The sequence below is a fragment of the Ruania alkalisoli genome, assembly GCF_014960965.1.
Classification (GTDB): domain Bacteria; phylum Actinomycetota; class Actinomycetes; order Actinomycetales; family Beutenbergiaceae; genus Ruania; species Ruania alkalisoli.
The window spans coordinates 4,100,631-4,119,902 of sequence record NZ_CP063169.1 but is presented as its reverse complement, the minus strand read 5'-3'; the positions used below and the strand labels follow the sequence as shown (position 1 = coordinate 4,119,902).

Here is a 19,272-nt window from a genome sequence, read left to right as displayed (position 1 = left end):
AGAGGTTCTCGCCAGGGTTGTCCTGGTGGGGATGGGAGTCGAGGGCCGGTCAGCCGAAGAACTCCCACTGCTGCCCGCCTTGAGCGAGGCGCTGGGCCTGCTCGGCCGAGCGCACCGGGTGCAGCAGGTACTGGGTGGTGGCGGGGTCGCCGAGTGGGATCTCCCATCCGATCTCGAGCCGGCGGGCGTGCAGCGGCTCGCCGATCGGCCGGTCCGAGCCGTCGAGCGGTGTGACCTGGATGTCGATCGGACCCTGCAGGTCGGTCAGCACCAGCCAGCCCGTCACGGGTTCGATCAGCGTCGGGCTCTCGCCCCAGGTCTCCCAGAGTGTGCGGCGGGCGTTCCACCGGGTGCCGGTGTTCTCGATCCGTGCGCACGCGGTCAGCAGCAACCTCTCGCTGCGAGCGATCGGCCGATCATCCAGCGCGCTGAGGGTGAGTGCACAGAACTCGTTCGCCACCTCGGCTGCGAGGTGGCGGGTGGTGCGGGCGTGGGCAGTGACGAATCCGACGAGGGCCTGGGTGCGGTCGGTGTCGATCGTCACCAGGCCGCCGCGCTCGTCCTCGACGAACCAGCCGAGCTCGCCGGTGTCGGCGAGGTAGGGACCGGGTGCCTCCGGTCCGTGGTCGGCGGTGGGCTCGCCGTCGAGGGAGGAGATTCTCAGTCCGTGCCGCAACGCCGTCGAGACTGGGAACCCTGGCGTGAAGTAGGGGCGGGCCGATTCCGGCAGCCGCATGCTCTCCAGTACCTGCGCGGCGGAGTAGGACCGGGTCACGATCTCGTGGGCGGGCTGCACGTCGGCGCGGGAGAAGATCAGCGCCCCGGCTGCCATCTGGATCATCTTCACCGGATCGAGGGTGATGTCGAAGTTGTCGGCTACCTGGTGTTGGTACTGTCCCTGCAGCTTCGGTTCGAAGGTGTAGAAGAAGATGCCGTCCCAGTCCTGGAAGGCGGCGTAGGCGGCGAGGATCGGGATCATCTCGGCCGCGTACTCGTTCGGATTCGGGTGATTCACCTCGCTCACAGTGAAGGGCTTGCCCTCGACCGGGGACCTGCTGAGCTTGACGATGGTGGAACTGAGCGGGTCATTGACCATCGGGGTGTTGCGGGCGCCCCAGATCGCTGGGTGCTGCCAGTAGACATGCCCGTCGACGATGTCGAGCTGGGAGGTGCCGGCGATGATCGGCTGGTTCGGGATCCAGTACGTATGGTCGGCACAGCCGACGATCAGCGACTCGACGCCGAGCTCGGTGGTGAGGTAGCGCTTCATGTCGAGGAAGAAGGTGCGTTCGACGGCGCCGTAGAACTCTCCCTCGGCGTGGAACAGTGGCGCGGGCGCCTCGGCGAACTGCTCCGCGCGCAGCCGCGGGACCGCCTCGCCCGCCTCGACCCCGGCCAAGTCTCGCAGCTCGGCCAGCTGTGCTTCGGTGCGGTTCTCGGCCAGCCATCCTTGATACATCGCATCGAGTTGCCGGGCGTAGAACGGCGGGAAGTCGAGCTGGATGTCCGGGCTGTCGGTCCTCCGTTCGCCCCGGAGCCAGTTGCGCATCCAGAACTCGTAGAGGGAGTTCTCGTTGACGATCTCCACGATGGCGACTGCCGGTTCGCAGGCGTACTCGTTGCCGGTGTAGGGGTTGCGATGGGTGAGCAGGTCGCGCGCGTAGGACTTCTGGAGCTCGATGAGGCGCTCGCCGATGAAGGTCATGCCCTTCCAGATCCGCACCGCCTCGCCGTCGGGGACCTCGTCGCCCGGCTTGTAGGTGCGCCCGACATTGAGGTTGAGGTTGGTGTAGATCCCGCGCTGCTTGAGTTCGGAGACGAAGAAGTCGAGCCGGTCCAGCTGCTCAGCGTCGAAGGACTGGGTGTGGTCGGGCTCGGGGTCGATCAGCCCGCTCGGGCGCGCCTCGGCTTCGTCCCTCCTGGGCAGATCCAGGAAGTGGAAACGCACGCAGTTGATGCCGAACCGGGCCAGGGTGTCAGCCCAGACGGGCACTTCGTCCTTGGGTGGCAGCAGCGCGGAACCGCTGGTCCACCCGGTGAGGTTCACACCCCAGATGCGCAGGCGCTCGCCGTCGGGGGTGACCAGATGCCCGTCGTGGATGCGGATGAAACCGTCCCGCCCCGCCGGTGCATCGAGCAGGAACGACAGGTCGGCGGCGGAGCGCTCGCGCTGGTGGTGGTCGATGACGTAGGGGACGAGAGGGATGTCGCTCATGCTCAACTCCGAGGCGTGAGAGGGAGGGCAGCGGCGCTTGTGGTGTGATTCCGATGCACCTCATGCGCCGGAATAACACCACAAGCGGTCGGTCGAAGGCGCGCCCTCGTTCAGCCGACCTGCAGTCGTTCGGCGAGCCGCGAGATCCCCGGCCGCAGGCTCGTCAGCACCGGCACCGTGACCTGTGCGGCCTCGGCTGCCGAGGCCATCGAGGCCTGGGCGAGCACCACCACGTCACTCTCCGGCGCGTGACGCTCGATGGCTTCCGCCACCAGCTGGTCGTGGGTGGCGCGATCCCCGCCCGCGACGGCCTCGAACGCCCCCGGGATGACCTCGCTGGTCAGTTCCGGTGCGGTACCGGCGATCCCGGCACGCTCGCGCAGCAGCGCGAGGGTCGGGTTGAGCGTCGTCGGGAGGGTCGCGAGCACGCTCACGCGGCCGCCACCAGCCACGGCCTCGTCCGCCATCGCCTCATCGATGCGCAACACCGGGATCCCCGCCTGCTCCGCTGTCGAGGCCGCCAGGTGCGAGATCGAGGAGCACGTGAACATCAGCACGTCCGCCCCGGCAGACTTGGCGGCGGCGGCGAGGTCGGCGAGGCGTTCGGGCACGGAGTCCTGGCGGGCCGGGTCGGCGAGGTCGGCGACGATCCGGTCGTCGAGGTAGTTGACTGTGCTCAGGCCGGGCAGCCGCTCGCCGACCAGTTCCATGACGGGCGGGATGACGACGGCGCCGGTGTGCAGGAAGGCGACCCGGGTTGCGGGCGCGGACGTCGTCGCGGCGGCCGGTGTATGCGGAGTGGAGGTCATGGTCCGATCTTCTCCTTTGAGTCGGTGAGAAAGCCAGAGCAACCGTTTTACCATGCATAATCATTCACGATTGCGAGAAGTTGCACCCTCAGGTTAGCCTGTCGGCAGAGTCGCAATCCAGTGATGACGCGAAAGGACAGCCAATGACGGCCACATCCCCCACCCGTGCGCATGCGCCCTGGACTCCCCTGGGGGCAGCCGGTGCGCGCTGGCGACGTGGATTCTGGTCCGGTGTCGCGCGTCGGACCCGAGAGGTCACGGTTCCCAGCATGGAGGCCATGCTGCGCGATCCCGCCGTGAGCCCCGGCGTGCGGAACTTCCAGATCGCTGCGGGGCTGGAGGAGGGGGAGCACCAGGGCCCGCCGTTCATGGACGGTGACACCTACAAGTGGCTCGAGTCCGCCGTCGTGCAACTCGAACTCCAGTGGGACGACGAACTCGCCACTCGGATCGAAGACCTGGGCCGACTCATTGCCTCGGTGCAGCGCGAAGACGGGTACCTGCACACCCCCACCGCCATCGCCGAGCGCCAGCAGGAGCAGGTTCAGGCGCTCGCGGACCGCTTCAACTTCGAGACCTACAACCTCGGCCACCTCATCACCGTGGCCGTCCGCCACCACGCCGTCACCGGCTCGACCACCCTCCTGGACGTCGCCGAGAAGGCCGCCGGCTTCCTGGAGATGCTGGCCACCGACAAGCCCACCGAGCTGGCAAAGTCGGCGATCTGCCCGTCGCACTACATGGCGGTCATCGACCTGTACCGGGCCACCGCGAACCCCCGCTACCTGCGCCTCGCCGAGGCGTTCCTTCGGGTGCGCGACGAGTTCGACGAAGGCGGCGACGACAACCAGGACCGCATCCCCGTGCGGGAGCAGACAGTCGTCACCGGACATGCGGTCCGGGCGAACTACCTCTACGCGGGCCTGAGCGACCTCGTCGCCGAGACCGGGGACGGCGAACTGCAGACGGTGCTGGAACGGCTGTGGAACGACGTGGTCGACACCAAGCTCTACCTCACCGGCGGCTGCGGCGCCCTCTACGACGGCGCCTCCCCGGACGGCTACCCCTGGCAGAAGGAGATCAGCCGGGTCCACCAGGCCTACGGCCGCGCCTATCAACTGCCCAACACGACGGCGCACAACGAGTCGTGCGCGCACATCGGCATGATCTTCTGGTCCGAGCGGATGCTGGCGCTGCGCCCCGAGGCGCGCTACGCCGACGTGATCGAGACCATTTCCTACAACGCCCTCCTGGCCAGCATCGGCCTCGACGGCACCAGCTACTTCTACACCAACCCGCTGCGCCAGGTCCGCGACCTGCCCTACCCGCTGCGCCGCGCCGGGGACACCGCACTGCGTCCGACGCCGGAGCCGCCGCCCTCGGACGAACGGCTCCGCCAGCCCTACCTCAGCTGCTTCTGCTGCCCCCCGAACATCGCCCGCACCCTCTCCGAGATGCACGAACGCATCGCCTCGGTCGGACCGGACGGCCTCTATGTGCACCAGTACGGCGGCTCCGAGATCCGGGGCGAGCGCGACGGGGCGCGGGTGGTGCTGACCGAGAACTCCCGGTATCCGTGGGACGGCGCCATCACCTTCACTGTCACCGAGGCCGCTGGTGCCTTGCCGGTCCACCTACGCATCCCGGGATGGGCGCGCGGGGCGAGGGCCGCCGTCAACGGGACCCCGCTCGAGGTGAGCGGACCCTCCAACTACACGCGCATCGAGCGGGAGTGGCAGGCCGGGGACGAGATCACGCTCGACCTGCCGATGCCGGCCCGGATCGTGCGCGGGCACCGGCTCGCGGAGGAGATCACGAACCAGGTGGCTGTGCAGCGCGGCCCGGTCGTCTACTGCCTGGAGAGCCATGAGCTTCCCGACGGCGTCCGGCTCGAGCAGATCGCGTTGCCGCGCGGCGCCCAGCCCCACCCGGTGCAGATGACGATCGGGGCGGAGCAGGTGACCGCACTGGAGACAGAGGTCGCCATCCTTCCGCCCGCCACTGACGGACTCTACGGTGACGTCGACGAGACCCCGGTGCGGCGTGCGAGCGTGCGGCTGGTGCCGTACTACGCCTGGAGCAACCGCGGGCCGTCGGAGATGTCGGTCTGGCTGCCGGTGGTGTGGTGATGGGAGCCGACCATGTCGTGGCCACGTACCACGTCGAGACGTCCCTGCCGCTGGAACAGGCCGCCGAAGTGCTCGCCGGGGAGCAGTCCACCGGCACCTTCGTGCGCGTCGAACGGGAGTCGGACTCGGTGCGCGCCCATTTTGCCGCGCAGGTGGAGAGCCTGGACGAGCTGCCCCTCACCGGTGCCTCGCCCCTGCCCGGGACGGTCGGGGACACCGGCGAACGGCGGCGGGCCCGACTGAAGATCCGGTTCCCGCTGAGCAACTTCGGACCCTCGCTGCCGAACCTGATGGCAGCCGTGGCCGGGAACTTGTTCGAGATCAAGGAGCTCGCGGCGATCAAGCTGATCGACCTCGACCTGCCGGATGCCTTCACTGACCGCTATCCCGGACCGCAGTTCGGTGTGGCGGGCACGCGGCGGCTGATGTCGCGCGCCGAGGGGGCGATGCTCGGGACCATCGTCAAGCCCAGTATCGGCCTCACGCCCGACGAGCTCGCGGAGCTGGTGGGTGACCTCGCCGAGGGCGGGATCGACTTCATCAAGGACGACGAGCTGCAGGGCAACGGCCCGCACGCGCCGCTCGCCGAGCGCATCAAGGCCGTGATGCCGGTGCTGAACCGGCACGCTGAGCGCACCGGTGTGAAGCCGATGTACGCCTTCAACATCACCGACGACATCGACCAGCTCGAACGCAACCACGACATGGTGCTCGAGGCCGGCGGCACCTGCATCATGGTCTGCATCAACAACATTGGTCTGGCGGGGCTGGACTACATCCGCCGCCGCTCGCAGCTGCCCATCCACGGCCATCGTGCCGGGTTCGGGGCCGTCAGCCGCTCCGAGCAGGTCGGCATTGCGTTCCGGGCGTGGCAGAAGCTGGCCCGTATGAGCGGTGTGGACCACCTGCACACCAACGGCATCTCCAACAAGTTCTACGAGTCCGACGCCCAGGTGCTGGCGGCGATCTCCGCCGTCCAGGAGCCCCTGCTGGGCACCACCCCAGCGATTCCGGTGCTCTCCTCCGGGCAGTGGGGCGGGCTCGCGCACGCCACCTATGAAGCCGTGGGCAGCACGGACCTGCTCGTACTCGCCGGGGGCGGGATTCATGGCCACCCCGACGGCGTCCGAGGCGGTGTGGACAGCATGCGCCAGGCGTGGGCCTCGGCGGCGGCAGGTGAGACCGTAGAGGATGCCTTGCGTAGCTCCGGAGCCCTGCGGCGGGCGGTCGAGCGGTTCGGCCCGGCGCGTGTCTAAGTTGCGGCTGGGGTTCTACGGGGACGACTTCACCGGCAGCGTTGACGTGCTGCTGCAGGTGGCCCGGCGCGGGTGGACCGGGCGGTTGTTCACCCGGCTGCCGGACAGGGAGACCTTGCGGGCGGCCGCCCAGAGGTGCGACGCCGTCGGGGTCGCCGGGATTGCCAGGTCACTTCCCTCCGAGAAGCTCGAGGCCGAGGTGCGGCCGGTGCTGACGGCGCTGGCGAGCCTGGACCCACAGGTGCTGCAGTACAAGGCCTGCTCGACGGCGGATTCCTCGCCGCACGTGGGGAGCGTGGGCCGGGCGCTGGAGATCGGGCGTGCGGTGGTGGGCGAGCAGACAGCGCGGGGCGAGCAGCCGGTGCCGATGCTCTTCGCCCAGCCCGACTTCGGGCGGTACACCGCGTTCGGGCACCACTTCGCCCGAGAGGGTGAGGCTGTCTACCGGCTCGACCGGCAGCCGACGATGTCCAGCCATCCGGTGACGCCGATGGACGAGTCCGACCTGGCCGTTCATCTGGGGCGGCAGACAGAACTCGGTATCGGGTCGCTGCCGTTCACGGCCTACAGCTCCGTGGCGGAGGTGACGCAGCAGATCAGGGAGTCCGACGTAGCGGGTCTGGTGCTGGATGCGCTCGGGGAGGAGCATCTGCGCCTGCTCGGGCAGGCCCTGCTGGATCTGGGGGGCTTCGCGATCGGCTCCGGGGGGCTCTCCCACGCGCTGGCTGCGGCCGAGCCGGGGAAGGCGGGTCCGGTACCGGTGGCCACACCCGCCCGGGGGCCGGTGCTGGCGGTCTCCGGGAGCCGGTCGGCGCAGACGCGGCGGCAGATCGACGCCGCTGCCCGGGCGGGGTGGATGACCGCGCCGCTGGTTGTGGGCAGCTCTGGCAGTGGTGAGCACGGCACGGCTGAGCACAGCGCGAGTGAGCACAGCCTCCGGGAGCGGGTACTCGTGGCGCTCGCGGCCGGGCAGAGCGTCGCGCTGAGCTCCGACGACGCCGATACGTCTGGATTGGCCGCGCAGGAGGTGCTTCCCGCCCTGGCGAGCGCTGCGGCGGGGGTGGTCGAGGCTGCGGTGAGGGCCGGCGTCGGGCGGGTGATCGTGTGCGGGGGCGACACCTCCAGCCGGGTGACCACACTCCTGGGAGTGGAGTCACTCTCGATCGCCGCGAACCCGACCGGGAACGTGGTGCTGCTGCGTGCACATGCAGCTGACCCGGCGGTGGACGGGCTCGAGTTGCTGCTCAAGGGCGGCCAGGTCGGGGACGTCGACCTGTTCGAGACGATCCGGGGCCTCGGCGACTGAGGGTGAAGACTGGGTGTGCCGGCCCCGGCTCCGCGGGCCGAATATTCGGCCCTTGAGCGGCCAGGGTGTACAACTTTCGGCCTGTTCTCGGTTCCTGGGTGCACAGGTCCGTCCCGGGACCGGCTGGATGACGAGCACAGCCCGCAGTGAGAGGTCCGGTCGATCAGCTGTGCGCAGTCCCGTACCCCGGGGCGCCGGTGATCGCGGCAATGAGGTCGGCCTGCCGCACCGAGGACCCCGCGAAGCTGCCGTTGTTCCGGCCGTGCCGGAGAACCTCGATGCGGTCGCAGGTGGCCCCGATGTCAGTGAGGTTGTGACTGATGAAGACCACGCCGAGTCCGAGATCGCGCAGGCGTTCGATGAGCGTCAGGACTTCGGCCGTCTGCGCGACCGACAGGGACGCCGTCGGCTCATCGAGGACGACGAGGCGGGGCTCGCCGATGAGGGTCCGGGCGATCGCCACCGCTTGCCGTTGACCGCCGGAGAGCTGGTGCAAGGGGGTGTGGATCGAGGGGATCTGTGCGCGAAGGTCCCGCAGCACCGAGCGGGTGAGCTGTGCCATCCGGCCCTCATGCAGGAATCCGGTGGCATTGAGCTCGCGGCCCAGGAAGAGATTCGCGCTCACGTCCAGGTTCTCGCACAGGGCGAGATCCTGGAACACCGTCGCGATCCCTAACCGATGCGCGGCCGAGGGTGAGCCGATGGTGACGCCGGCACCGTCGATCTCGATCAGACCGGCAGTTGGCTGCAACGCACCGGCGATGATCTTCGCGAGCGTGGACTTGCCGGCGGCGTTGTCGCCGATCAGTCCAACCACCTCCCGTGGGCGTACCTCGAAGGTCACATCCACGAGCGCCTCGACGGCGCCGAAGCGTTTGGTGATGCCGTGCATGGAGAGCACCGGCCCGGTGGTCGTGTCGCTGGTATCGATCGGTGATGTCATCAGCGTTCTCTCTGCATTCGCACATCGGTGGACTGCAACGCGTGGACCAGCGCGCCCATCACCTCGGCCTCGGTGCCGAGGAGGGCGGGCTGGACTTCCATCGGAGCCACGTGGTTGGGCAGGGTGTGGTCGCGCAGGGTCTCACGCAGCGGGGCCAGGAAGACCTCTCCGCACTCGCTCAGCTCCCCGCCGACAGTGACGATCTGTGGGTTGACGGTCTGGCACACGCCCGAGACCACCAGGCCGACGACCCGCCCAGCGTCCGCAACGACCCGTGAACACCCCGGATCGCCGTCGATCGCCCGGGCGATCACGTCACGCAATGTCAGCGACCCGTGGCTGACTTGGAGCGAGGCGAGGAGGGCATCGGCTCCGACGACAGTGTCCAGGCAACCCCGGCGACCGCAGCGGCAGATCTGACCGAGTGGATCGACCTGCACGTGCCCGATCTCCCCGGCGGTACCGGCATATCCGCGGTGCAAGCGTCCGCCGAGCATGATGCCCGCACCCGCAGTGAACGAGGATCTTACGTAGAGACTGTCGGCGTAGGGCCGGGCTGCCCCGAGCGTGGCTTCGGCGAGCGCGCCGAGGTTCGCAGCGTTCTCCACGTGCACGGGCCGGCCGAGCCGCTTGGCGAGGACGTTACCCACATGCTCACCGTCCCACCCGCGCATGATCCCGCGCACCGAGATCATCCCGGTGGAGGCCTCCACCGGTGCGGGGAGGCCGACCCCCAGGCCGGCCAGTTCGGTGAGGTCGGTCCCGAGGATTTCAAGCATGTCGACCACGAGGAGCGCGATCCGGTCCAGCACGGTGTCCATCGGGTGGTCCGGCGGCAGTGGCATGGTGCGTTCTGCCAGCACCTCGTGGGCGAAGTCGCCGAGCAGAACCTGTAGCCCGCGGTGACCGACGACGATCCCCGCGGCAATCCCGGTGCTGCGGGCAAGCGTCACCATGGTCGCGCGCCGCCCACTGCGGGCGGTGGGCCGGGTATCGACCACCCCGGTCTGGGTGAGCTCCTTGACGATGGTCGAGACCGTGGCCGCGGACAGGCCCGTGGCATCGGCGAGCTCGACCTGGGTCAGCCCGCCGAACTGCTTGACGGCGTCCACGATGAGGGCAGTGTTGGCCTCGCGCAGCGCCGATTGCGATCCCGCCGGCCATCGGCTCACGGCGCGAGTCTATCGATGATGACAGCGCACCCCGCCGCACCGGTTGTGGCCGGTGCGGCGGGGTGCCGTGCACGTTGCGGATGGGTGGACGGCATCAGCGAGCCGTGCTTGCCCGCTTCTTGTTGTAGACGTCGAAGGCGACCGCCAACAGCAGTACGAGGCCCTTGACCACCTGCTGTACCGATTGGTCGACGCCCATCAGTTGCATCCCGTTGCTCATCACGGCCATGATCAGGCCGCCGACGATCGCGCCCGTGACGCGGCCGACACCGCCGGTGACCGCTGCGCCGCCGATGAAGCATGCGGCGATCGCGTCGAGCTCGAACATCTCTCCCGCCGAGGGTTGAGCACCGTTCATCCGGGCGGAGTACACCACACCGGCGACGGCGGCCAGGAAGCCCATGTTGACGAAGATCCAGAAGTTGACCTTCTTCACCTTGACGCCGGACAGCTGCGCAGCGTGGAGGTTGCCACCGATGGCGTACACGTGCCGTCCGAAGACAGAGCGTTGGGTGATGAGGCTGTAGGCGATGATGAGGATCGCGAGCAGGATCAGCACGTTCGGCAGTCCCCGGCTGTTCGCGAGCTGCCAGGCGAACCACATCACGACCGCTGCCACCAGCACGATCTTCGCGACGAAGAACGGCAGTGCCTCCACTGCTTGCTGGTAGCGCAGCTTGGCCAGGCGGGAGCGCCACTGCAGCACGGCGTATCCGACGACGCCGAACGCGAAGATCAGCAACGTGAAGACGTCGAATCCCATCCCGCCGAGCAATCCGTTCTGGAACCCGTTGGCGATCTGATAGTACGGCCCGCCGAACGGCGAGAGGGAGATGCTCTCCAGCACGATCCAGGTCAAGCCGCGGAACAGCAGCATCCCGGCGAGGGTGACGATGAAGGCGGGGATCCCGACGTAGGCGACCCAGAACCCCTGCCAGACTCCGGCGAGCAGACCGACGACAAGAGCGGCGATCACTCCCACCCACCAGGGCTGTCCACCTTTGATGACCAGCACGGCTGCCACCGACCCGGTCAGCGCCACCAACGACCCGACCGACAAGTCGATGTGACCACCGATGATCACGATCACCATCCCGATCGCCAGGATGAGGATGTAGGAGTACTGCAACACGATGTTCGTGATGTTCCCGGGGGAGAGGAACGTCGGATTGAGCAGGCTGAAGAGTGCGACGATGGCCACGAACGCCACCACGATGCCGCTCTGGCGCATGTTCCGGGACGCGAGCTCCCAGATGTTGGCGATCCCGGTCATGAGACCAGCTCCTTCTCCGTGGTCATCAGGTGCATGAGGTTCTCCTGGGTGGCCTCGGCGATCGGTACCTCACCGGTGATCCGGCCGAAGGCGAGGGTATAGATGCGGTCGCAGATGCCCAGCAGTTCGGGTAGCTCGGAGGAGATGACGATGACCGCCTTCCCCGCTGCGACCATCCGATTGATGATGGTGTAGATCTCATACTTGGCGCCGACGTCGATCCCCCGGGTGGGTTCGTCGAGGATCAGCACGTCCGGATCGGTGTAGATCCACTTGCTGAGGACGACCTTCTGCTGGTTCCCGCCGGAGAGCTGCCCGACGACGGAGAGCACGCTGGGCGCCTTGATGTTCAGGTCCGCGCGGTACTTCTCAGCCACCTCGAGTTCCTTATTGCCGTTCACCCACCCTCGGGAGGACAGTTGGCGTAGGCCGGCGGCAGAGATGTTCTTGCGGACGTCCTGGATCAGGTTGAGCCCGTACACCTTGCGATCTTCCGTCGCATACGCGATACCGTGCCGAATCGCCTCGGGGACGCTCGCCGTCGAGACGGGCTTGCCGTGCATGTACGCCTGCCCGCTGACGTCCCGCCCGTACGAGCGGCCGAAGATGCTCATGGCAAGCTCGGTGCGTCCGGCACCCATGAGGCCCGCGATACCGACCACCTCTCCGGCCCGGACGCTGAGGCTGGCGTCGTCGACGACGATCCGGCCGGTCTGGGTGGGGTGGTGGACTGTCCAGTGCTCCACACGGAACACCTCATCACCGATGGCGTGGTCACGCTCGGGGAAGCGATGGGAGAGGTCGCGGCCGACCATCCCGCGGATGATGCGTTCCTGGGTGGCGCCGGCTTCAGACATGTCGATCGTCTCGATCGTGCGACCGTCCCGGATGATCGTGGTGCGTTCGGCGATCTCCTCCACCTCGTTCAGCTTGTGGGAGATGATGATCGAGGTGATGCCGCGCTCCTGGAGGGTGCGCAGCAGGTGCAGCAGGTGTTCGGAATCATTGTCGTTGAGTGCGGCGGTGGGTTCGTCGAGGATGAGGATCCGCACGTTCTTCGACAACGCTTTGGCGATCTCGATCAACTGCTGCTTCCCGACGCCGAGGGCCGAGATCGGCGTGGTCGGATTCTCGTGCAGACCGACCTGCGCGAGAAGTTCCGCTGCCTCGGAGTTCGCGCGGTTCCAGTCCACCAGGCCGAGTGGCCCACGCCGCTCGTTGCCGAGGAAGATGTTCTCGGCCACGCTCAGGTGGGGGATCAGTGCGAGCTCCTGGTGGATGATGACGATGCCACGGGCCTCGCTGTCGTTGATCGAGCCGAAGGCGACTGATTCGCCGTCGAGGACGATCTCGCCGTCGTAGCTGCCATGGGGGTAGACACCGGAGAGAACCTTCATCAGGGTCGACTTGCCCGCGCCGTTCTCACCGCAGATGGCGTGGATCTCTCCGGCCGTGACGGTCAAGGAGACCTGTTGCAGCGCCTTGACGCCGGGAAAGGCCTTGGTGATCTCCCGCATCTCGAGGATGGATTGAGTCATGGGATGCTCCTGCTCGCATGCCCGGGGTGCGCCGCGAGGGCGACGCACCCCGGGGAGTGGATTACTCGGCGACGCCTGCGGCGACCTCGTCGGCCGTCCAGTAGCCGGAGTCGACCAGGAGCGAGGTGATGTTGCCCGCGTAGACGATGTCCGACTCGAGCAGGTACGAGGGCACGACGAGGACCCCGTTGTCGTAGGTCTCGGTGTCGTTGGCCTCTGGCTCCTCACCCGCGAGGTAGGCCTCGGCGGCCGTCACAGCCTGGTCGGCCAGCTTGCGTGTGTCCTTGAAGATGGTCGCGAACTGCACGCCCTGGTCGATCAGGGCCACGGAGGCGATCTCGGCGTCCTGGCCGGAGACCACGGGTAGTCCCTCCTCGAGGGTCGGCCCCATGCCTGCGTTCTGCAGGGCCGTGATGATGCCCCGCGAGAGGCCGTCGTAGGGGGACAGGACGCCGTGCAGCTCGGTGCCGTCGGAGTACGTGGAGGTCAGCAGGTCCTCCATCCGCCGCTGTGCGGTCTCCTGCTGCCAGCGCAGTGTGGCTGCCTGCTCGATGTCTGTCTGGCCCGAGGGAACGGTCAGAGTGCCGTCGTCGATGTAGGGCTGGAGCGTCTCGATCGCACCTTCCCAGAAGAAGTGCGCGTTGTTGTCGTCGAGGGAGCCGGCGAAGAGCTCGATGTTGAACGGGCCGGTGGCCTCGCCTTCGCTGCCGTCCTCGGTCAGCAAGCCCAGCCCGACGAGCAGGGACGTCGCTTGCTGGACGCCCACCTGGTAGTTGTCGAAGGTCACGTAGAAGTCGACGTTCTCGCTGTCGCGGATCAGCCGGTCGTAGGAGACGACCGGGATGTTCGCAGCGGCCGCGGCCTCGAGCTGACTGGTCAGGGCGGTGCCGTCGATGGCGGCGATCACGAGCAGGTCTGCCCCGCTGGTGATCATCTGATCGATCTGCTGCGCCTGGGTGGGGATGTCGTCGTTCCCGAACTGGAGATCGACGTCGTATCCGAGGTCGGTCAGACCCGCCTCGACGGCTTCGCCGTCGGCGATCCACCGCTCTGACGTCTGGGTGGGCATGGCGACCCCGACCAGGACCTCTTCGGGCGCCTCGGTGTCGCCACCGCCGCCACCGCCGTCGTCTTCTCCGCTGCCGGCTCCTCCTCCGGCGCAGGCTGAGAGGGCGAGTAGCCCCGCCGTGCCGAGTGCCGCGAGTCCGTACTTGCGCATGTGGGCTCCTTCGCTCCATGAACTGCAGTGCTTGGCCGGTCAACGAGCTGGCTGGCTCGCCCGGCGTGGGTGGCTCGGATTCCTTCACGTCGATGTGGTCCCCGAGCACCCATACGGTGCTTGAGTTCGAGACTCGAAGTCAAGCCTTCTGAGAGAATCTCAGGTCACGATATGGTCACGGGGGCTGGTTGCGATGGGGAAGCTCTCCGCGAAAGCCTGATTATCAAGGGATAGACGGTTGTTGGATCGGAGCGATCCTGGGGGCGGATCGATCCCGCATGGGTCACTTTCCGGAGCTACTGACGTGAGGCGAACCGGCAATCTTCGAGCGTATGACTTCGTGTCACGAACTCAATGCGTGCCCAGTGTCCGACCGGGCGCGATGCGGGAAGTCGCGTCCAAGGGTCGAAAGTTCGGCCCTTGAGTGGCCAGGGTGTACAACTTTCGGCCCTTCTCGACGCCTCCCTCGCGAACCTGTCCACAAAGTGAGACGCTGACTGCGTGCCGCCCCGCGCGGCCCAGCGGCGATCCCGCTGCTCGTCATCGTCGTCGAGCTTTGGAGGTTTCCTACAACTCTCGCCCCCTGCTGTTCGTCCGGCTCCACTCGTTGTGACCTACGGTCGCGTAGCCTACGCTGGCGTAAGTTGTGCGAGGACGGCCACCACATGAAGGAGTTCGCCTGTGTTCACACCCGGCGCAGACGGGGTCAACGCCCCAGTCGGAGAGACGGATGACGACCTCATCCAACTGCTCACCCCCGACGGTGAGCGTGTGCATCACCAGAGCTACTCGCCCCGGGTCGACCACCTGGACCGAGTCGCCCTCGAAGGCCTGTACCGCGACATGGTGCTGGTGCGCCGGTTCGACACCGAGGCCACCTCGCTCCAGCGCCACGGCGAGCTGGGGCTGTGGCCCCCCAGCCTCGGCCAGGAGGCCGCCCAGATCGGCTCCGGCCGGGCCATGGCGCCGCGCGACTACGCCTTCCCCTCCTATCGCGAACTCGGCGTGGTGTGGACCCGCGGCGTCGACCTGCGCTCCACTCTCCACCTCTTCCGCGGGGAGGACCACGGCGGCTGGGACCCCAACGAGCACAACTGCCACCTCTACACCCTCGTCATCGGCTCTCACGCACTTCATGCGACCGGCTACGCCATGGGCGTCCAGCGCGACGGAGATGTCGGCACCGGCGACCCCGGACGCGATCGCGCCGTCGTGGCCTACTTCGGCGACGGCGCCACCGCCCAGGGCGATGTCAGCGAGGCGCTCACCTTCGCCTCCGTCAACGACGCCCCCGTGGTCTTCTTCTGCCAGAACAACCACTGGGCGATCTCCGAGCCGACGCAACGCCAGAGCCGCGTCCCGCTGTACCACCGCGGCCGCGGTTTCGGGGTCCCCTCGGTGCGCGTGGACGGCAACGACGTCCTCGCCAGCTACGCCGTCACCGCCGAGGCGCTCGAGCGCGCCCGCTCCGGCGGCGGCCCCACCTTCATCGAGGCGGTCACCTACCGGATGGGCGCCCACACCACCTCCGACGACCCCACGCGCTACCGCACCCGGGCGGACGAAGAAGTGTGGCGCCGGCGCGACCCCATCGACAGGATGCGCATCCTGCTCGAACGCGAGGGGACGCCGTCGGAGTTCTTCACCGGCCTCGAGAACGAAGCCGAACAGTTCGGCGCCGAGATCCGCGACTACTGCCACGCGATCCCCTCGCCACCAGTGGAGCGGATCTTCGAGGACGTCTACGCCACCGAGCAGGCACAGATCAGTAGCGATCGGGCGTGGTTGACCGACTACCTCGCCGGATTCGAGGAGGCGGCCTCATGAGCGAGCAGACCACCTCCGGCACCCAGCGCATCACCCTCGGCAAGGCGATCAACCTCGGCCTGCGGCGCGCCATGGAACGCGACCCGAAGGTGCTCCTCATGGGTGAGGACATCGGGCCCCTCGGGGGCGTCTTCCGGGTCACCGACGGGCTGCAGAAGGACTTCGGCTCCGACCGGGTGGTCGACACCCCGCTGGCCGAGTCGGGCATCGTCGGCACCGCGATCGGATTGGCGCTGGCCGGCTACCGGCCCGTGTGCGAGATACAGTTCGACGGCTTCATCTTCCCCGCCTACGACCAGATCACCACCCAGCTGGCCAAGATGCACTACCGCTCCCGCGGCAAGGCCCAGGTGCCCGTGGTCATCCGCGTGCCCTACGGCGGCGGTATCGGTGCGGTCGAGCACCACTCGGAATCCCCTGAGGCGCTCTTCGCGCACACCGCTGGGCTCCGGGTGATCACCCCCGCCACCCCCGCCGACGCGTTCACCATGATCCAGCAGGCGATCGCCTCCCCGGACCCGGTGCTGTTCTTCGAACCGAAGGCGCGCTACTGGGACAAGGCGGATGTCGACGTCACCGCCGCTGACCAGGTGCTCGACACCCCCGGAGACGTGCGCGCCGTCGTAGCCCGCGCCGGGACCGACGTCACCGTTGCTGCGTACGGGCCGTCGGTCACCACCGCACTGCGCGCCGCCACCGCCGCCGAGAGCGAGGGCACCAGTATCGAGGTGATCGACCTGCGCTCGATCTCCCCGATCGACATCCCCGCCGTGGCGGAATCGGTGCGCAAGACCGGGCGGCTCGTGGTCGTGCATGAGGCACCGACGTTCCTCGGCGCGGGGGCTGAGATCGCCGCCCGGATCAGTGAGGAGTGCTTCTACCATCTGGAGGCGCCGGTGCTGCGCGTGGGCGGGTTCCACACGCCGTACCCGGTCTCCAAGCTCGAGGAGGAGTATCTTCCGAACCTGGACCGGGTGCTCCACGCCGTCGACTCGGTGCTGCAACACTGAGCGAGCGCCCGCAGACCGAGGAGACGAGACCACACCATGCCGCAGTTCGTGCAGTTCCGCCTTCCCGACGTCGGTGAGGGCCTCACCGAAGCCGACATCGTCGCCTGGCAGGTTGCCGTCGGGGACACCGTCACGGTGAACCAGAACATCGTCGAGATCGAGACGGCGAAGAGCCTGGTCGAGCTGCCCAGCCCTTACGCCGGGGTGGTCACCGAGCTCCTGGCCGAGGTCGGCGACACCGTGGAGGTCGGCACGCCGATCATCACCGTCGATACCGATCCCGGTGGCCCGGCCCCCGACGGCGGAGCCTCCGATTCCTCGGAGTCCACCCAGGCTTCGGGTGAGCAGGCGCCTGCTGGGGAAGCGGACGAGACCAGCGGTGGTGTGCTCGTGGGGTACGGCACTAAGACCGCGTCGGCGACCCGGCGACCCAGGAAGAGCGCTGCCGCTGCGCCGGAGGACGGCGCGACGTCGTCAGCCGGAGCGCCCGCCGGAGCGCCGCCGATTGCTGCCGCTGCGCCGGCCTCGCCTGCCCAGCCACGCACCACACCGGGCACACCTGCACCTGCGCAAGCTCCGCCGTCGGGGGCCTCCGAGCGCTCGGCACACGTGCTGGCCAAGCCGCCGGTACGCAAGCTCGCCAAGGACCTGGGGCTCGACCTGAACGGCGTGCCGGGCACCGGGCCCGGCGGCATCATCACCCGCGCCGACGTGCTCTCGGCCGCCGAGCGGTCCGCACCGGAGAACTACGTCAAGCACCGTGACGACGACCGGCCCTGGCTCGATGGCGGTACCGTCTCCGCCAACGGGCGTCAGACGCGTGTGCCGGTGCGCAGTGTGCGGGCACGAACGGCGGAGGCGATGGTCGCCTCGGCGTTCACCGCCCCGCACGTGACCGTCTTCGTGACCGTGGACGTCACCAAGACGATGCGCTTGGTGGAGCGGCTCAAGGGTGATCGCGACTTCGCCGACGTGCGCGTGACCCCGCTGCTGATCGCGGCCAAGGCGCTCGTGCTCGCGATCCGCCAGCACCCGATGATCAGCGCGGCGTGGGACGACGAGACGCAGGAGATCGTCTACAAGCACTACATCAACCTCGGTATCGCGGCGGCGACGCCCCGGGGGCTGATCGTGCCCAACATCAAGGATGCGCACCGGCTCTCGCTGCACGAGCTCGCGGTGGAGATCGCGAACCTGACCACCACCGCGCGGGCAGGCAAGACGCAGCCTGCCGACATGGCCGACGGCACCGTGACGGTGACGAACGTCGGCATCTTCGGTATCGACACCGGAACCCCGATCCTGAACCCGGGGGAGTCGGCGATCCTGGCGCTCGGGGCGATCGATCAGCGGCCGTGGGTGCACAAGGGCAAGATCAAGCCGCGCTGGGTGACTCAGCTCGCGCTGTCGGTGGACCACCGCCTCGTGGACGGTGAGCTCGCCTCCCGGGTACTGCACGATGTGGCACGGGTGATGGAGGAGCCGAGTCAGGGTCTGGTCTGGGGGTAGTTCGCCGCACCCGCCCTATGCGGGCCGGGGTGGAGGCGCGCAGCCGGGAACCAGCCCCGGTCGCGCTACGCCCGCACGAGAAGGTCGCCGACGTCGCACTGTAGGGCGTCGCAGATCGCGGCGAGTGTGGAATAGCGGATCGCCTTCGCCCGGTCGTTCTTGAGCACCGAGAGGTTCACAAGACTCACTCCGACCTGCTCGGAGAGTTGTGTGAGGGTCATCCCGCGCTCGGTGAGCAGCTCGTCGAGGCGGCAGTGGATGAGCGCCGGCTCGGTCTCGTCGGCGCGGCGTGGCGTCATACCAGCCCCTCCGTGTCCTTCTGCATGCGCTCGCCGATCCAGAGGACCTGGGCGACCACGCCGAGCGCGAGGCCCCATCCGAGCCAGCCGAGTGTGGACGAGACCATCAGCGCGAGGAAGCCCTCGCTCGTGTCGGTCGCGATGGCGTTCTCGCCCAACCCGGCGACAACCTCGGCGCGGGTGATGCCCCGCAAGAGGTCCCCGAATGCGCCCCCTGCGAGCACGGCGACGGCAGCCAGCATGACGGCGATCGTGGCGGAGCGGACGAACGGACGACCGGTCACGGTGCGCCACGCCAGCCAGGAGACGGCACCGGCTACGACGATCACCATCAGCTGGTGCAGGTAGCCGCTCGCGAAGTAGAGCAGCCGGACCACGCCACCTGGCTCGACGACGGTCAGCGTGACGGTGGTGTAGTGGGAGTGGATCACACCGGCGGCATCGGCCAGGAAGTCAGGTGAGGACCCGTTCTCGACCTCGAAGCCGGGTAACAGCAGGTTCGGGGAGGTGAAGGCCTCGACTGCGAGCAGGATCATCATCACCACCGATCCGATGGCGACGATTGCTGCCGCTACGGCGACGACCGTCAGGGCGACGCGGTCCCCTCGGTCAGGTACGCGTTGCTCGGACATCGACTCACTCCTTATCGTTGTTCGTTAATATCGACATTCGATAACATAGGCGATGTCATCGCCTGACGCAAGTGCCTGCCTCGGTCGGTTCATCCCGGCTTCCGGTGCGCTCAGGCGCCGATCGACCGACTCTTG

Annotated in this window: 15 protein-coding genes; 6 read left to right on the top strand and 9 right to left on the bottom strand. The window is 68.1% G+C overall.

Annotated elements, in window-relative coordinates:
- Positions 1-49: 49 nt before the first annotated feature.
- On the bottom strand, positions 50-2,215 hold the full coding sequence (locus tag IM660_RS18345; RefSeq protein ID WP_193497198.1) for a glycoside hydrolase family 5 protein: 2,166 nt from the start codon (positions 2,213-2,215) through the stop codon (positions 50-52).
- A 110-nt stretch (positions 2,216-2,325) separates the two neighbouring features.
- Complete coding sequence (locus IM660_RS18340; protein ID WP_193497197.1) at positions 2,326-3,024, bottom strand: aspartate/glutamate racemase family protein; 699 nt, start codon at positions 3,022-3,024, stop codon at positions 2,326-2,328.
- A 143-nt stretch (positions 3,025-3,167) separates the two neighbouring features.
- Between IM660_RS18340 and IM660_RS18335 the strand changes: the two genes are divergently transcribed.
- From IM660_RS18335 to IM660_RS18325, 3 genes are read left to right on the top strand one after another with little or no spacing between them, the layout of a single operon-like run.
- A complete protein-coding gene (locus IM660_RS18335; protein WP_193497196.1) occupies positions 3,168-5,153 on the top strand; it encodes a glycoside hydrolase family 127 protein in 1,986 nt (661 codons plus the stop codon).
- Entirely contained in the window at positions 5,153-6,409 is a 1,257-nt protein-coding gene (locus IM660_RS18330) for a ribulose-bisphosphate carboxylase large subunit family protein (protein WP_193497195.1), read from the top strand. The genes IM660_RS18335 and IM660_RS18330 overlap by 1 nt, the downstream gene beginning before the upstream one ends.
- Entirely contained in the window at positions 6,402-7,715 is a 1,314-nt protein-coding gene (locus IM660_RS18325; protein ID WP_193497194.1) for a four-carbon acid sugar kinase family protein, read from the top strand. Before IM660_RS18330 ends, IM660_RS18325 begins: the two co-directional genes overlap by 8 nt.
- A gap of 163 nt (positions 7,716-7,878) precedes the next feature.
- On the opposite strand, the gene IM660_RS18320 is transcribed toward IM660_RS18325, so the two are convergent.
- The 5 genes from IM660_RS18320 to chvE form a co-directional block, all read right to left on the bottom strand.
- Positions 7,879-8,658, bottom strand: coding sequence for an ATP-binding cassette domain-containing protein (locus tag IM660_RS18320; protein WP_159618337.1), 780 nt, complete (start codon positions 8,656-8,658; stop codon positions 7,879-7,881).
- Positions 8,658-9,830 carry an ROK family transcriptional regulator gene (locus tag IM660_RS18315; RefSeq protein ID WP_193497193.1) on the bottom strand — a complete coding sequence of 391 codons (1,173 nt, stop codon included), beginning with the start codon at positions 9,828-9,830 and terminating at the stop codon, positions 8,658-8,660. Before IM660_RS18315 ends, IM660_RS18320 begins: the two co-directional genes overlap by 1 nt.
- A gap of 94 nt (positions 9,831-9,924) precedes the next feature.
- Positions 9,925-11,103, bottom strand: a complete 1,179-nt coding sequence (gene mmsB / locus IM660_RS18310) for a multiple monosaccharide ABC transporter permease (protein WP_193497192.1) — start codon at positions 11,101-11,103, stop codon at positions 9,925-9,927.
- The gene (mmsA, locus tag IM660_RS18305; protein ID WP_193497191.1) at positions 11,100-12,641 is read right to left on the bottom strand and encodes a multiple monosaccharide ABC transporter ATP-binding protein; all 1,542 of its coding nucleotides are present in this window, start codon (positions 12,639-12,641) and stop codon (positions 11,100-11,102) included. The genes mmsB and mmsA overlap by 4 nt, the downstream gene beginning before the upstream one ends.
- 61 nt (positions 12,642-12,702) lie before the next feature.
- The gene (chvE, locus tag IM660_RS18300; protein WP_193497190.1) at positions 12,703-13,860 is read right to left on the bottom strand and encodes a multiple monosaccharide ABC transporter substrate-binding protein; all 1,158 of its coding nucleotides are present in this window, start codon (positions 13,858-13,860) and stop codon (positions 12,703-12,705) included.
- A 681-nt stretch (positions 13,861-14,541) separates the two neighbouring features.
- On the opposite strand from chvE, the gene pdhA reads away from it, so the two are divergent.
- Genes pdhA through IM660_RS18285 form a run of 3 tightly spaced genes read left to right on the top strand, consistent with a single transcriptional unit; the run spans position 14,542 to position 18,206 of the window.
- Entirely contained in the window at positions 14,542-15,687 is a 1,146-nt protein-coding gene (gene pdhA / locus IM660_RS18295) for a pyruvate dehydrogenase (acetyl-transferring) E1 component subunit alpha (protein WP_193497189.1), read from the top strand.
- On the top strand, positions 15,684-16,697 hold the full coding sequence (locus IM660_RS18290; protein WP_193497188.1) for an alpha-ketoacid dehydrogenase subunit beta: 1,014 nt from the start codon (positions 15,684-15,686) through the stop codon (positions 16,695-16,697). Before pdhA ends, IM660_RS18290 begins: the two co-directional genes overlap by 4 nt.
- 36 nt (positions 16,698-16,733) lie before the next feature.
- Entirely contained in the window at positions 16,734-18,206 is a 1,473-nt protein-coding gene (locus IM660_RS18285; RefSeq protein ID WP_193497187.1) for a dihydrolipoamide acetyltransferase family protein, read from the top strand.
- Positions 18,207-18,271: 65 nt separating this feature from the next.
- On the opposite strand, the gene IM660_RS18280 is transcribed toward IM660_RS18285, so the two are convergent.
- Together IM660_RS18280 and IM660_RS18275 are read right to left on the bottom strand one after the other, a co-directional pair.
- Positions 18,272-18,505: a helix-turn-helix domain-containing protein gene (locus IM660_RS18280; RefSeq protein WP_193497186.1), complete on the bottom strand. Its 234-nt coding sequence runs from the start codon at positions 18,503-18,505 to the stop codon at positions 18,272-18,274.
- Positions 18,502-19,137: a hypothetical protein gene (locus tag IM660_RS18275; protein WP_193497185.1), complete on the bottom strand. Its 636-nt coding sequence runs from the start codon at positions 19,135-19,137 to the stop codon at positions 18,502-18,504. The genes IM660_RS18280 and IM660_RS18275 overlap by 4 nt, the downstream gene beginning before the upstream one ends.
- Between the last annotated feature and the right edge of the window lie 135 nt (positions 19,138-19,272).

Excerpts from the sequence above, each read along its gene's own strand:
- IM660_RS18345 (WP_193497198.1), bottom strand. The coding sequence starts at position 2,215 with ATGAGCGACATCCCTCTCGTCCCCTACGTCATCGACCACCACCAGCGC.
- IM660_RS18340 (WP_193497197.1), bottom strand. The coding sequence starts at position 3,024 with ATGACCTCCACTCCGCATACACCGGCCGCCGCGACGACGTCCGCGCCC.
- IM660_RS18335 (WP_193497196.1), top strand. The coding sequence starts at position 3,168 with ATGACGGCCACATCCCCCACCCGTGCGCATGCGCCCTGGACTCCCCTG.
- IM660_RS18330 (WP_193497195.1), top strand. The coding sequence starts at position 5,153 with ATGGGAGCCGACCATGTCGTGGCCACGTACCACGTCGAGACGTCCCTG.
- IM660_RS18320 (WP_159618337.1), bottom strand. The coding sequence starts at position 8,658 with ATGACATCACCGATCGATACCAGCGACACGACCACCGGGCCGGTGCTC.
- mmsB (WP_193497192.1), bottom strand. The coding sequence starts at position 11,103 with ATGACCGGGATCGCCAACATCTGGGAGCTCGCGTCCCGGAACATGCGC.
- mmsA (WP_193497191.1), bottom strand. The coding sequence starts at position 12,641 with ATGACTCAATCCATCCTCGAGATGCGGGAGATCACCAAGGCCTTTCCC.
- chvE (WP_193497190.1), bottom strand. The coding sequence starts at position 13,860 with ATGCGCAAGTACGGACTCGCGGCACTCGGCACGGCGGGGCTACTCGCC.
- IM660_RS18290 (WP_193497188.1), top strand. The coding sequence starts at position 15,684 with ATGAGCGAGCAGACCACCTCCGGCACCCAGCGCATCACCCTCGGCAAG.
- IM660_RS18285 (WP_193497187.1), top strand. The coding sequence starts at position 16,734 with ATGCCGCAGTTCGTGCAGTTCCGCCTTCCCGACGTCGGTGAGGGCCTC.
- IM660_RS18280 (WP_193497186.1), bottom strand. The coding sequence starts at position 18,505 with ATGACGCCACGCCGCGCCGACGAGACCGAGCCGGCGCTCATCCACTGC.
- IM660_RS18275 (WP_193497185.1), bottom strand. The coding sequence starts at position 19,137 with ATGTCCGAGCAACGCGTACCTGACCGAGGGGACCGCGTCGCCCTGACG.